Here is a 12,195-nt window from a genome sequence, read left to right as displayed (position 1 = left end):
TGAAGCGCGCCCTGATTTACGGAAATTCCAATTCCCTAATCCATGGCGCCCGAGATGAGGCCATCAAGAGAATTGTGACCGCTGATGAGTTCTGACGTACTCAACGCTCAGCCTCCGCCGCAGCGGCAAGGTGCTTGGTGATCAGTCGATCGGCCTCAACCGTCGCGTCAACTTTCAGCGCCGCTACCCACTCGCCGAAGTAGCTCTCGGCCGGCCCCCACAGGTACCAGCCGTTGTCGTGGTAACCGTCCTTCGGGCTCTTCTTTCGGTAGGCCAGCTCCCACCACCCGTCGCGCCAGCGACACAAATGGCGCGGCTTGGCGTCAGGTAGCCAACCTGCCCGCTCAAGCAAGTTCTGGAAGCGTGCGAGGTCGACACGCATCAGGGCGTGGTCACGTAGGACATCGTGACCCTGCAAGGTCGCGCGCCCACTCTGCCCGTCCGGCTGCCCATGGTGAGCACGCAGTTTGCGTTTCAACTGGGCCGCCTCGCCCGCGTGTTCCTCGGCGCGCTCACGCGCCGAGCGCCACGCCAGGAGGAGACGCCGCTTCCCGGCGAGCGCGACAGCGAGCTCCCAACGCGCCTCGTCGCGCTGGCGCCCCGCTCGGCGCAGGACATCGGCGGCGCCGGAAGCGGCGTGCTGCTCCAACCACAGTGCCGTGGCCTCTATTTCGGTTCCCACAGGGTGGTTCATCCTGGTTCCTTCGACTGCGCCGCCCCGGCGGGCGCCGGGGCGGCGACGTAGTGCGTGGCGGTTACCGGCGGGGCGTCTTGGCAGCCTTCTGGATGCAGTTGCCGGATACCGGGAGGACCCGGGCTCCGGCGACCAGGGCCTTGAACCGCGCGCCAGCGCGGAAGGCTGGAACGCGAGTGGTGGGCACCCGCACGGGGCCGCCGGTTTGCGGATTGCGGGCGAGGCGGCCCGGACGATCGACGGGCCTGATGCTGCCGAAGCCAGTGATGGAAACGGTGTCTCCGCCGACGACGGCGCGCACCATGGCATCGAATACGGCGTTCACTGCAATCGCAGCGTTCTTCTTGCCGCCGGTCTTGTCAGCGATGGCCTCAACGAGCTGAGTCTTGTTCACAGAGTTCCCTTTCACTTCCTACGTCAGGACTGGGCCGTCCGGCTCGCGCGAATGCCGGGCTGGCGAGCCACGCGGCGGGGAGAGGTCTGAGGCCCACACACCGATCGCCGTCAGGTTCGTTGTCACCGCACACGTCACGCCTGCACCCGGCGATTAAGAGATCTCGATTCATAAATGTCATCTATCTTCAGGGGTGCCGCATCACGAGGTCGCGTGTGAGGCGTCCGCCTGCCTGGAGAACCACAGCCAGCGGCAAGGCAACACTGGACCGGTCGGCGGAGACCACGAGCGGCTCCTCCCCTGGGGCGGGCGAAGCAGCAACCCGCCATACCATCCCCCACTGATCCGTATAGCTGGCCCCAACCTCGTACGGAATGCCCTCGTAGAGGAACCGCCGCGTGCGCAGTGACGCCTGCCAACCGTCCACCACCTCGACAGGAGAACCGAGGTGAGGCAGTTGCAGGCCGATGAAGTCCGGGCCCGAGGTGACGATGAACGCCGCTACTCCGGCGGCGGGCCACACTTCGATGTCCTTGCCTGCGTGCTCCCACAGGGCAAGGTCCCGGGAACTCATCCGTACGGCCCGGCTCAGGGCGTGGGACTGGGGAGCTTCCGCCAGCAGCACCTCACGCCAGGGCAGTTCAGCCATGTGGGAGGCCACTGGCACGGTCGCACGCGCTGCACCTTCGGTGAAGTGCAGCAGAGGCCGGCCGCCGTCCAGGGTGTGCTGGACGTGGACCTCGTCGGAGGAATCCAACCATGCGCACAGAGCGTCGACGTCGGCGTAGGCGACCGGTGCAGACCAGTGCGTCGTGTTCTCGATACGCGTTCGTGCAACGGCCATGGTCCGTTCTCCGGCCACAACGACATGCAGCCAACTGCGGGTGCAGTCGAGGAGGACCATGTCGACCTGATCCAGGTCGGGCAGGCAGGCGGACAGAGCCGACCGATGGGGGACGACCTTGTCGAGGGTGGCGGACAGGGCATCCGCCTTGACGGTGAACATCTTTCTCCTTGGGGAGGTTGAAGGGGTGCTTACTGGCCGGATGCTCGCTTGCGCTCGCGTCGGCGAGCCTGGGCACGCCGTCCGGCTTCCCGGCACAGGGTGCAGGCCGTCTCCCCGCGCCGGTTGTGGGCGCGGGCTCCGGCCTCGGTGCCGTGGGTGATGGGGGCAGCGCCCTCCTTGAGTTCGTCGCGGTTGGCGCCCTGACAGGTGGCCCGGACCTGACCGTTGAACCACAGGCGTCCGCCGCAGATGCCGTCGAACAGGGAGTGGCGCGGCAGTACCAGGGCAATGCACCGTGCTCTGAAGGGGCACGCCCGGCAGACCGTCAGTAGTTTGCGGTTCTGCGGCGTTCTGAGTGAGTCCGCAGTCGCATTGTCGGGCGTAAAGCGCATGTCCCCGGCGCACGGTGCCTCGCTGACCCATTCAGTGCCGCTCATTCGATGCTTGCGTGGGTGACTACGCGACGGGCGGCAGCCGCATTAGGCGCACAAGATGACCGGGGGTGCTGTCGTAAGGGTGCGTGTAGAGGTCGTCGATCGGCATGAGATGACGCTCGTCCAGGGCCGGTACTGCAAAGATCTGAGCGACCAAGCGCCTTAGGATCTCCTCGCACTCGGGCGTCCAACGCCGCCTGGTGCGGTTCTCGGTGCCATCGTCGGAGATTCCTTCAACGACCTCGATGATGCGCCCCCCGGAGGGGCGCCCGTCCACAATCAGCGCGGTCGCCTCCGGGTGGTATTCGCGTACCAGCTGGGCGATGCGCGCGGCGCGGTCGGGCGGGGGTAGCTCCAACAGCCAGCTGTTGCCGTCGCTCACACCGTCGCGGCGCACCATGGCCCAAGCCAGAGAGTGGGTCGGGGCCAGCGCGGTCTGCACGTCCCGTTCGATCTGGTCGGCGAGCTCGGCGAGCGGGTGCCTCTCGTCCCTGCCGCCCCACAGCCAGGGGTAGGCACCGAGCGGGCTGGGCTGTCCCCCGAGCACGCCGAGGAGGTCCAGCGTCCGGCTGTTGCCGTAGTACGCGAAGTTGACGTAGACGGCTTCCGGGCAGTTGCGGCGAATACTGGCGGCGATGTGGTCGAGGACCGCGAGGCAGTGCGCCCTCTCGATACGTCGGCGCTGAGTGGCCAATTCTTCACGCTGTTGGAAGAGCATCGCCAGGTGACTGGCCGTGCCAGTGTCCATGGATTGAATCCTTTCTTCTTCGGGGTCAGGCCAGGACGGGCTTGAGGCGTTCGCCGACCCATCGCGCAACGTTGACGCTCACGGCTTGGCCCGCCTGACGGGTCTGGGCGGCTTTGGAGCCGACAACCTGGAACGTCTCGGGAAACCGCTGTGCCGACAGCTGCTCGCGCGGTTGGAGCATGCGGAAGTAGCAGTCCTCGATGGCGGGCGCGGTGCGCACCACGGCCGCCGAGTCGCGGGTGGCGAGAGTGTGCAGGGGTTCGGCCGCGGTCTTGGGTGCGGCCTTGCGGTATGGGATGACGAGCGTGTTGCGGGCCCGGTCACGGGCCACACCATCGGGCACCACCAGGCCGTGGTGGCGGGCCGTGCTCAGCGTGCTGAGCGGATTGTCCACTGGCGCGGCGTCGCAGTTGCGGCGGAATTCCACGATGAAGGGCGCCGGGTCGACCGTGACAAGAGCTTCGCTCTCACGTGTCGTACGGGTGCGCATGGGCACGTCGACCGAGGCCGGGGTGTCGTTCCATGAACCGCCGACGGGCACCAGCAGGGCTTCACCCAGCTTGGCCGTGCGCGTGGGCAGCGGCCTCGCGTGCGGGGCGAAGGCCCTGTCTCCGCCGTCCTTGCCGTGGGTGAGGGTGACGACGCTGGGCTCGAGAGGGAACTTCTCCAGTCCCGCTTCGATCCGCCGCATCGTGTTCGGTACCAATGGCTTGGTGCGGTCGCCGATGCGTTGGCCGATGTCGTCCCACATGATCACGTCCGAGGCCGGGCGCACGTACGGCTCGACCAGGGCATGGCGGCAGCGGGTATTGGGGCAGCGATAGTCGTACTGGGAGCCGTACTTGCCGACGCGGACTTTCGGATTGCGCCAGCTCTGCCGAGCCTTCACGTCCTGGCCGCACTCGAAGCAGTACGCGAGCGGGCGCGGCGCGAGATCGGGACGGCGGACAGTGGTGAGCGTGAAGACGATGTATACGCGGTCGCGCCATTGCGGCGCATACAGGTTGGTCTCGGAACCGATGTGGGCAGACGACACTGAGACGATCTGGACTCGGTAGCCCAGTTTCTTCATGGCCCGGATCCATTCCGGAAACAAGATCCAGTCGGTGACGAACTCCGTGACGTTCTCGACGACCACGCAGGGGAACCGTTTGGCCTCAGCGGCACGGAGTACGCACCAGGCGGTGACGCGGGTCAGCTCGAACGCCTCCGGCGGCAGTTCTCTCCACTGCTCCTCTTCCTCGAAGAGGGCTTCCTGCGCCGGGGCGGGCTGGCGCTTCTTCCCGCCGGCGGGGCTGATCTCGGTGCAGATGACGGAGGCCCACAGGATGAGGGCTTGCGGCAGCCAACGCATGGGGTAGTTGCGTATGTCAGCGCAGCGCCCCGTAGCGCCCGGGTGGTTGAGCTCAAAGGTGTCGATCGCTGTTTGCCAGTGGTTGATACCGAGAATGGGGTCGAATCCGGCCTCCTCCAGGCCGGTCGCGTCTCCGCCTGCTCCGCAGAGCAGGGATATCGCGCGGGACAAAGGGATGGTCTCCAAGGGGCGGGGCCGCCCGGCCCGGAGGTTGGGCCGGGCGGCCGTGATCAGGACTGATCGGGGGTGCGTCGCGCGCGACGGTGGCGACTGTCCTCGATCCCCAGGGCGATGAACGCCGCGACGCCGAGGAAGCAGAGAATCGGCAGCCAGATCACCGGACCACGCCCCTGACAGGGCGCGGCGCGCGGCGCGACGGGTCAGCCGTCACTGGGCGTGACGCGGACGGTGGTGATGTGGCCGTCCTTCTCGAAGAGCGCCAGCGGGTAGCCATCCTGTTCAGGCTCTTCCCAGACGCACCGATAGCCCTCGTTGGCGACCATTCGCCGCGACCACTCGAAGTAGCGGGCGATGGCCGTCCCCGCCGCCTCATAGCCTGCGGTCTGGTTGTGGTTCACGCCGTGAGGCGTTGTGTGCGTGGACGACACGATCAGCTGCCTGGCGGATTTCGGGGCGCCCAACTCGTCGATGCGCGCGAACATCGGGATGAGGCTGACTCCGTGGTGCGCCTGTGGGCCATCTGGAGTGGAGTCGTACAGCGCGGTGAGTCGCGCGGGGTCCTCGATGTTCTGCCGCGCTACGTGCCACCCGGTCACCTCGGTGGGATCGACGGGCAGAGCGTGCTCGGCGGCGATGATCAACTCAGTGCCGTCACCGAGGTCGGCGCGGACGTGGAAGTTGCCGCCGCTCAGTTCGACGTCGGTAATCCAGCCGAAGTGGCGCAGCGGTGAAATCACGTGGCGATAGCCATGGAACAGCTTGAGCCACAGCGGGTTGGTCCGGTCTTCGTGGTCGGGCAGTGCCGCGACAGTCATTTCTGTCTCCAAGAGGGGAGGGCGACGTCCTTTTGAACAATGTCACCTATGTTGAGAGTTGTGTTTAGTTCGTGGCGGGCAGCTCATGGGAGGCGAGAACCTGCACCACCCACATCTGGCCGCCGCGCGTGACGGCACACCCGACGGGGCGACCCTGGTGCTGGAGGACGAAGGCCGCCCCTTGCCCGCGTTCGCTGATCGAGCGAGACAGTTCGCGCACTTCGACGGCCGCGCACTCGATGGAGCAGAACAGCCCCTTGCCGAGGATGGGCGTAGCAAGCGGGCCGTGGATAACTTCGGCCACCACAAGGTAGGCGGCGGGGTCGACAGTCGAGGTGGTCATTCATTCTCCAAGGGGATCCGACTCGAAGTTTGGACTTACTTATATCTTATTAGCGTTCACGTGGGCGTCAATGTCGGCGATCCATGAACTCGCTTATTTGCTGCCGGAGTTCCTACTGGATGCTCGGCCCATGCGAGCCAGGTCGCGCGTACGCTGCCGCGCCATCTCGAGCGCCTGCGGGTCCGTCTCAGCCACACGGCGCTGCTGCTCGGCAAAGAACCCCCTCAGCCACTCTTGCTGCGAGGCTCGTTCCTTCTCGGCAGCCTTGCGTCGCGCCTGCTCCCGAACGGCACGCGGGTTCGTCCCGCAGCCCCGGCAGTTGCCAGCGGACCGCGGATGGTGTGGGCAACCACTCGGTGGCTGCCCCTCGGCATCTCCGTCCGGCTCCCCCTCTGCGTCGGCACCGGGGGTAGGGGGAACAGGAAGGGGTGAGGAAGGAGGGGGAAGAGAAGGGGTTTCCGCAGGGGAACCTACGCGGTTTCCCTGGGGGAACCTGCCGGGTTCCCCCGCAGCAACCCTTTCCCACGCGTCTCCAGGGTTCCCTTCCGGCAACCCACTCTCGAAAGCGGCCGCCAGGGCAGCACGGATCTCCTCGCGAGCGACGACGTCGTCCTGGGTACGCGCAGTTGTCGATGGTTTTCGGCGCGGCACCTTCCTGGCCAGCCGCGGATTCTTCGGCGCACGCTGCGCCAAACGGCGCCGCTCGATCAGTTCCTCTGTCGAGGGAATCGGCGGCACCCCATGCGGGAAGACCCGGTACTCGGCGCGGCGTCCGACCCTGCCGATTTCGACTCGCTCGACCAGGCCGAGGCCGACCAGCTCCGTGACGACCGTGATGACCTGCTTGTCGCCCACCCCGGACCAGGCCATCATTCGCTCAAGGCCTGGCCTGGCCAACCGCGTCTGATCGTCGGCAGAGTCCGCGATCTTCATCAGGACGAGCTTCTGCGTCTTGTTGATCACCTCCTTAGGCAGATAGGCCGCCGCCACCATCAGCTGGATGCTCACCGGCACCTCTCCATTACGTCCGGCTCGAGGTGCGCCGAGGTAGGGGCAGGACCAGCAGCGGGCCTGCCCCTCTTGGGGCGCGGGTCAGGGCTTCTTGCGAAGGGTGACGTTGATGCCCACCGAGGTGCGCCGATCATGGTCGAGCCGTGTGGGCACGGGAATGTCCGCCGCCTTGAGCTGTGCCTTCATCACCGCCACATCGGGCGCCATCGGCACCGGCAGTCCAGCCCGCTTGAAGAGGGCGACCATGGCGTCCGTGTCGTCAACCTTGGTCGGGTTGCCGCCGCTCCAGGACAGCACGTTCTCGCCGTACGCACCGGGCTCCGAGCCGTCGAGCTCGGCACGCAACACCTTCATCCGGTCCTTGAGCGGCTTGATCTGCTCGGACAGCTCGACGTACTCGGCCAGCGCCTTCCCCCGCTCGGCATCGTCGTGGATGAGGATGCTCTGCGGACTCTGGCCGCCGATAGTCGGGCCCCAGCAGGCGGTCTTGAAGGAGCACTTATCGCAGACAGCGGATAGGCCCGGCCCGGGAAAGGTACGCGGTAGGTCCTCGGGCGTCTCTGCCGCGCGAACCTGCTGGACCCACCAGCGCGCGCCTCGAGCACGCTCTGCGTTGAAGGGCATCTCCTGTACGTGGTCATCGCCCGAGTCACGGTTGATGAACCGGAACCGGATGCGACCGACAGCCAGCGGGCCGATCCGGGCGAGTTGACGCTGGCCGTCGATGTTGGCGAACCCCTCAGTACGCAACAGGTCTGCGTACAGCAGGGCTTGGCGGATCTCGGCATCGCTGGCGCCGTAGCGTCGGATGGCGTCCCACTGGAACGTGCTCTTGGTCTTGATGTCCTCTACGGTGGTCACCTCAGCCGGGAGGCTAGGGCGCAGCCGCTTGGGCAGGCGAGCGGCCGCATGGCTGTCGAGCTGGACCGCGTCGATGTGGCCCCGGATGGTGTCGTCCTCGACGCGACGCTCGATGATCCACCCATACTCCTCGCGGGCTGCCTCCAGCATCCCGGTGTGCAGGAAGGTGCCGAGGATCGCCTTGCGCTTCTCGCCGGTGTCGGTGGGGGTGCGGCCGTGCAGGAGGTACCCGGCGCGCCGCGCACATACGGTGTCGCTCGCGCCGATCTTGGTTTGCAGGGACCGTGGACGACGTGCGTCGGCCGCGTGGGCTGCGGGCCACAGGCTGACGGGCCGATCGGCCGTGATGGTCATGTGATCTCCAGGAAGGCAGGGTGCTGCCCGGCTCGGCGGGCGGCACCCGAGCGGATGGGAGCAGGTCAGGAGGTGGCACCGCTCTTGGCGGCAGCGGTTCGCTTCCGCGGGGCCGCGCGCTTGCGGATGGGCTGGCCCTCGTCGGCGCCCGCGGCCTGCTCCCGTTCCACTGCCGCATTGGGCTGGGCTGCCTTCGCCCGTTTCCGCGGCGTCGTCTTGGCATCCTTCCGGGGCGTCCCGTTCTCGGATGCGTCGGCGTTGGCCTCGTCGCCGTCGCCCTCGTCCTGCTCGTGTCCCGTCAGACCAGCGGCGGCGCGCAGCCGCTGCGTGGCTTCCTCGGCCTCGCCCGCGACCACTTCTGCGTCGGCCTGAGCCATCTCCTCGTCTGCGTACACGCCGGACAGGTCCTGTGGGGCGGCCATCCGCAGGGCACCAGCCTCAGCGCACTTGCGCAGCATGTGGGCAGGCATCTGGCGCCACATCTTGGCGACGACGTACTTGCTCTGCTTGGCGTCCCAGTACTCCGGGGCGAACTCGTCCCAGCGCGCGATGAGGGGGAAACGGCTGGTGCCCCGGAGCACGGTGACCTTGATGGCCGCCGGAGACCCGGGCGCCAGCCAGACCTCGTGCGCTTTGCCCTCAGCGTCGTAGTAGACGGTGTCCTCGTAGGAGATTCGCTCTCCAGTCCGCTCGGCCGCGCGGTGGGCGATCGTGCGGAAGCCGTCGATGCCGGTCTGGATGGTCCAATTGACCGGGTTCTCGTCGCGGTCCTCGCCCCGGTTCTTGCGCCCGATCATGTAGATCTGGCGGGCGAACGGGTCGAGACCGGACCTCACGCAGTAGTGGAAGAACACGGCTAGCTGCGCGCGCGGTGCCTGCTGGAGACCAGGGCTGATCAGCGCGAGCGCGGCCACCTGGCGCGCGTCGAACTCCACTTGGTCGGCTCGGAGCACAATGGCGCTTTGGGTGACGGCGCGTTCTGGCGGTGTCTCGGCACTGGCGGGTGCCAGGGCGGCTGATGTGGTGCCGCCGCCCTGTTGCTCGCTCGGTTGGTTCATTGGTCGTTCTCCAAGAGGTTCGGTTCAGTCGGCCCGCAGGGCGCGGACCTTGAACGCGGGCGCCCACTCGGGGTGGCGCTCGATAAGCAGCCGGGCGTACCTGCTGCGGAAGTTGTTGTTGAGCCGGAATTCGTCGCCTTCGGTGGCTGTGGCGTAGCGCCAGCGCAGGACCTCGAAGAGCATCCCGATGCCGACGCGGGTAGCGCCGCGCTTGAGGTAGTCAGCCGTCAGGCTCTCCAAGGCCCGGAGAACCCATGGGTTGAGCTGATGGAACGCCTCGAACTGCGCCTGGATCGTGCCCGCTTCCCCGTCAGGCTGTCGCACGGTGTGGATCACCAGGCCCGGAATCTCGTCCTGGACGTCCTCCATCCTCACCTCCCTGGTGACCGATTCCAAGAATGTCACCTATCTTGGAGGCTTGGCGCGAGCTAATCAACCCCAGCTACGACAGCCCGACTTCACACCATCGCGATCAGGTCGAGCTCACGCGACCCGGCCGCTCCGCCCACGTACGCTCGACCTCCCCATTGGCACGAGAGACATCCGCGAGCATCCGGACAGCAAGGTTGTGGTCCGGGTTCTCCAGCACGTAGCGCGACAGGACTGACTCCATGAGTGCGATTTCACTTGGCCTCATGACCGCGACGCCGTCACCGGCGGGCGTATGGACGATCTGCATTCATGCCTCCGTTGCGAATCAATGGCACCCAAATCGGAATACTTATATCTTATTCGCATTTCGACTCGATGTACAGTGTTCCCACAGGTCAGAGGCCCTTTGCTACATGCCGTCCTCGCGTCAAAACCTTCGATCCGGGACCGTCGTACGTACCGTTACGCAGAGCGGCAATCACGGCCGCGTCGGTCTCCCAAGGCAGGCTGCGGGCACTCTCGCGGAGGGCAGACACCGCATCGAGAACCGTGTCCAGCAGCCAGAGCGGGGACCCGGACAGCAACCAGTCTCTGTGCGGGAAGCGTCCGGTGGCGATCGTCGTGGCGAGGTTGCCTTGCGCCGGCAGGTGGAAGATCTGGATGATCTCCTGCTGGCCCACAATCGGCGGCAACTCGTCGCCAAGGTCCGCCTCCCAGCCCTCGCCTTGCTCGGCGATCAGCCGTTCCTTTACGCGCACGTTGACCTGCTTGAACCGCGGGGTGGTCGTGCCATAGCGGGCCGCGAACCCCAGGGGCCAGTAGCGCACGCCCGAAACCACGATGGCGGTGGCCGGGTCCAGCGCGCGCCTACTCGGGCTCAGCCACTGTCCGACCATCCCGGGCTCCACCCCGTACAGAGCAGCGAACTCTTGATGCCCGACCAGGTACGGCTTGAGCTGGCGCATTGCCCCGTCCTTCGCAGTGTCTCCTCGCGCGTGTCGACGGAAGCGTAGCCTCACGCGCAACCGGTCGGCGCTGCTAACGTGGGCGACGGTCTACTCCAAGAGGCCTCGATGGCCCCTGCTGCGGCAGGGGCCATTCGCTTTCCGCACGTCCAGGCTCCGCCCTCTTCGGCAGGCGCGGCAGCCCCGAAAGAGCTGTGCGGGGGGCTTTATCACGTGGCGCCGGGCGGCCCAGGGGCAGACATTCGTTTGCAGGCGTGTGACGCGAGTCAGTCACCGCGCGGAACGTACATGATCACCGCCATCCCGACGAGGCAGATCAGCGCGCCAATGACGTCGAAACGGTCGGGGCGGTAGCCGTCGGCGACCATGCCCCAGGCGAGCGACCCGGCGACGAAGATACCGCCATACGCGGCCAGGATTCGCCCGAAGTTGTCGTCGCTTTGGAAGGTCGCGACCACGCCGTACAAGCCCAGCGCGATGACACCGGCCCCGATCCAGATCCAGCCTTTGTGCTCACGCATGCCCTGCCAGACCAGCCAGGCGCCCCCGATCTCGAATACCGCGGCAACGAAGAACAAGGCAACGGAGCGGGTGACTAGCACGATAAGGAGTCTTTCTGGCAAAGGGAGACAGCGCGAGAAATGAGGAAGTGCTGCGGGACAGGTTCAGCTACCTGGGCCGAACAGCTCGGCGAGCAAACCAAACCCGTCGGCAGAGGCCCTGACCTCCAGATGCAGATGGGGACCATCAAGGTGGAGTCGGAAGTCGAAGAATGGGCAGCACTGCTGCTCGGCGGCGGCCAACTCTGCGACAACGGGGACCTGCTCGACGGGCAGGGTCAGACGCAGTCCATCGGGGATCGCCGCCCGGTCGGCACTGTTGAGGGCCTCGTGCCAGGCGCTCGTGCGCTCGGCCATGCCCTCACCGCTCAGCACACAGGCGACTGCGGCGCTCCGCCACCGCTCGGCCTCCTGATCAACCCCCCTGCAGCTCGACGCGGTCACCATGTTGACCTGCGACTCGGTGGGCGCGGGCGCGGTGAGGAAGCCACATTGCGGGTCGCAGGGGGCGCCTCGGTCCGGCAGCGCATCCAGATGCTTCAGTGCGGCGTGCAGCGAGGCGGTGAACGTCCGCAGCTCCGCAGCCCGGTGCTCGGCCTCGGCCAGGCGGTCGGCGATCTTCGGCCGTAGGCTCGCCTTCACCTCGGCACATGCGCCGCTCCCACACCCCAAGCAGGTCGCCGACCTCGTCCAGTGGTAGCCCCAGGTGCTTGGCCGCGCCAATGAACGCTAGCCGCTCCACCGCGTCCTCGCCGTACATCCGGTACCCAGCCGGCGTACGGTCGGCGGGCAGCAGTCCGGCGTCCTCGTAGAACCGCAGCGTGGTCGCCGGGACACCCGTGCGCTTAGCCAGCTGGGAGATCCGCATGGTGCTCATAGCAACGACGCTAAGGCTTCGACCTGACTCGAAGGTCAAGCCGTCACCGGCAAGCCCCGGCACCACGCTGTCAGCGAGAGGATCCAGCTATCGAGGAACACCACCCGAGCCCGGCGACAGCCTTAGCGTCCTGCTCTCTCGTGAACAACGATCCCAGCCCGGAAGCGGG

At 66.8% G+C, this 12,195-nt stretch carries 15 protein-coding genes and 2 pseudogenes; all 17 read right to left on the bottom strand.

What is annotated here, in order from left to right; genetic code table 11:
- Window positions 1–100 precede the first annotated feature (100 nt).
- Window positions 101–694, bottom strand: a complete 594-nt coding sequence (locus ACFV2X_RS11450; RefSeq protein WP_385614392.1) for a hypothetical protein — start codon at window positions 692–694, stop codon at window positions 101–103.
- A 76-nt stretch (window positions 695–770) separates the two neighbouring features.
- Window positions 771–1,088 (bottom strand): annotated as a pseudogene (locus ACFV2X_RS11445) (HU family DNA-binding protein); the annotation flags it as partial.
- Window positions 1,089–1,275: 187 nt separating this feature from the next.
- Window positions 1,276–2,094 (bottom strand): hypothetical protein, encoded by an 819-nt coding sequence (locus tag ACFV2X_RS11440; protein WP_385614389.1) that lies wholly within the window; start codon window positions 2,092–2,094, stop codon window positions 1,276–1,278.
- Window positions 2,095–2,123: 29 nt separating this feature from the next.
- Window positions 2,124–2,531, bottom strand: a complete 408-nt coding sequence (locus tag ACFV2X_RS11435; RefSeq protein WP_385614387.1) for a hypothetical protein — start codon at window positions 2,529–2,531, stop codon at window positions 2,124–2,126.
- A 19-nt stretch (window positions 2,532–2,550) separates the two neighbouring features.
- The gene (locus ACFV2X_RS11430) at window positions 2,551–3,276 is read right to left on the bottom strand and encodes a hypothetical protein (protein WP_385614385.1); all 726 of its coding nucleotides are present in this window, start codon (window positions 3,274–3,276) and stop codon (window positions 2,551–2,553) included.
- 25 nt (window positions 3,277–3,301) lie between these two features.
- The gene (locus tag ACFV2X_RS11425; protein WP_385614382.1) at window positions 3,302–4,801 is read right to left on the bottom strand and encodes a DNA cytosine methyltransferase; all 1,500 of its coding nucleotides are present in this window, start codon (window positions 4,799–4,801) and stop codon (window positions 3,302–3,304) included.
- Window positions 4,802–5,010: 209 nt separating this feature from the next.
- Window positions 5,011–5,625, bottom strand: a complete 615-nt coding sequence (locus ACFV2X_RS11420) for a hypothetical protein (protein ID WP_385614380.1) — start codon at window positions 5,623–5,625, stop codon at window positions 5,011–5,013.
- A gap of 64 nt (window positions 5,626–5,689) precedes the next feature.
- On the bottom strand, window positions 5,690–5,968 hold the full coding sequence (locus ACFV2X_RS11415) for a hypothetical protein (protein ID WP_319685921.1): 279 nt from the start codon (window positions 5,966–5,968) through the stop codon (window positions 5,690–5,692).
- A gap of 93 nt (window positions 5,969–6,061) precedes the next feature.
- Window positions 6,062–6,976: a helix-turn-helix domain-containing protein gene (locus tag ACFV2X_RS11410; protein ID WP_385614377.1), complete on the bottom strand. Its 915-nt coding sequence runs from the start codon at window positions 6,974–6,976 to the stop codon at window positions 6,062–6,064.
- An 84-nt stretch (window positions 6,977–7,060) separates the two neighbouring features.
- Window positions 7,061–8,194, bottom strand: coding sequence for a hypothetical protein (locus ACFV2X_RS11405; protein ID WP_385614374.1), 1,134 nt, complete (start codon window positions 8,192–8,194; stop codon window positions 7,061–7,063).
- Between the two features lie 65 nt (window positions 8,195–8,259).
- Entirely contained in the window at window positions 8,260–9,252 is a 993-nt protein-coding gene (gene bet, locus ACFV2X_RS11400; protein ID WP_385614372.1) for a phage recombination protein Bet, read from the bottom strand.
- Window positions 9,253–9,276: 24 nt separating this feature from the next.
- Window positions 9,277–9,621: a hypothetical protein gene (locus ACFV2X_RS11395; RefSeq protein WP_319685917.1), complete on the bottom strand. Its 345-nt coding sequence runs from the start codon at window positions 9,619–9,621 to the stop codon at window positions 9,277–9,279.
- A 103-nt stretch (window positions 9,622–9,724) separates the two neighbouring features.
- The gene (locus ACFV2X_RS11390; RefSeq protein ID WP_319685916.1) at window positions 9,725–9,931 is read right to left on the bottom strand and encodes a hypothetical protein; all 207 of its coding nucleotides are present in this window, start codon (window positions 9,929–9,931) and stop codon (window positions 9,725–9,727) included.
- An 88-nt stretch (window positions 9,932–10,019) separates the two neighbouring features.
- Window positions 10,020–10,589 (bottom strand): hypothetical protein, encoded by a 570-nt coding sequence (locus ACFV2X_RS11385; protein ID WP_385614368.1) that lies wholly within the window; start codon window positions 10,587–10,589, stop codon window positions 10,020–10,022.
- 266 nt (window positions 10,590–10,855) lie between these two features.
- Entirely contained in the window at window positions 10,856–11,191 is a 336-nt protein-coding gene (locus tag ACFV2X_RS11380; RefSeq protein WP_385614366.1) for a YnfA family protein, read from the bottom strand.
- Window positions 11,192–11,254: 63 nt separating this feature from the next.
- Complete coding sequence (locus tag ACFV2X_RS11375) at window positions 11,255–11,791, bottom strand: hypothetical protein (protein WP_385614588.1); 537 nt, start codon at window positions 11,789–11,791, stop codon at window positions 11,255–11,257.
- 52 nt (window positions 11,792–11,843) lie between these two features.
- Window positions 11,844–12,017, bottom strand: a pseudogene (locus ACFV2X_RS11370) (MerR family transcriptional regulator); the annotation flags it as partial.
- Window positions 12,018–12,195 lie beyond the last annotated feature (178 nt).

Source organism: Streptomyces sp. NPDC059679 (assembly GCF_042734105.1).
In the GTDB taxonomy this organism is placed as follows: domain Bacteria; phylum Actinomycetota; class Actinomycetes; order Streptomycetales; family Streptomycetaceae; genus Streptomyces.
This window is presented reverse-complemented; position numbering and strand designations above follow the sequence as displayed.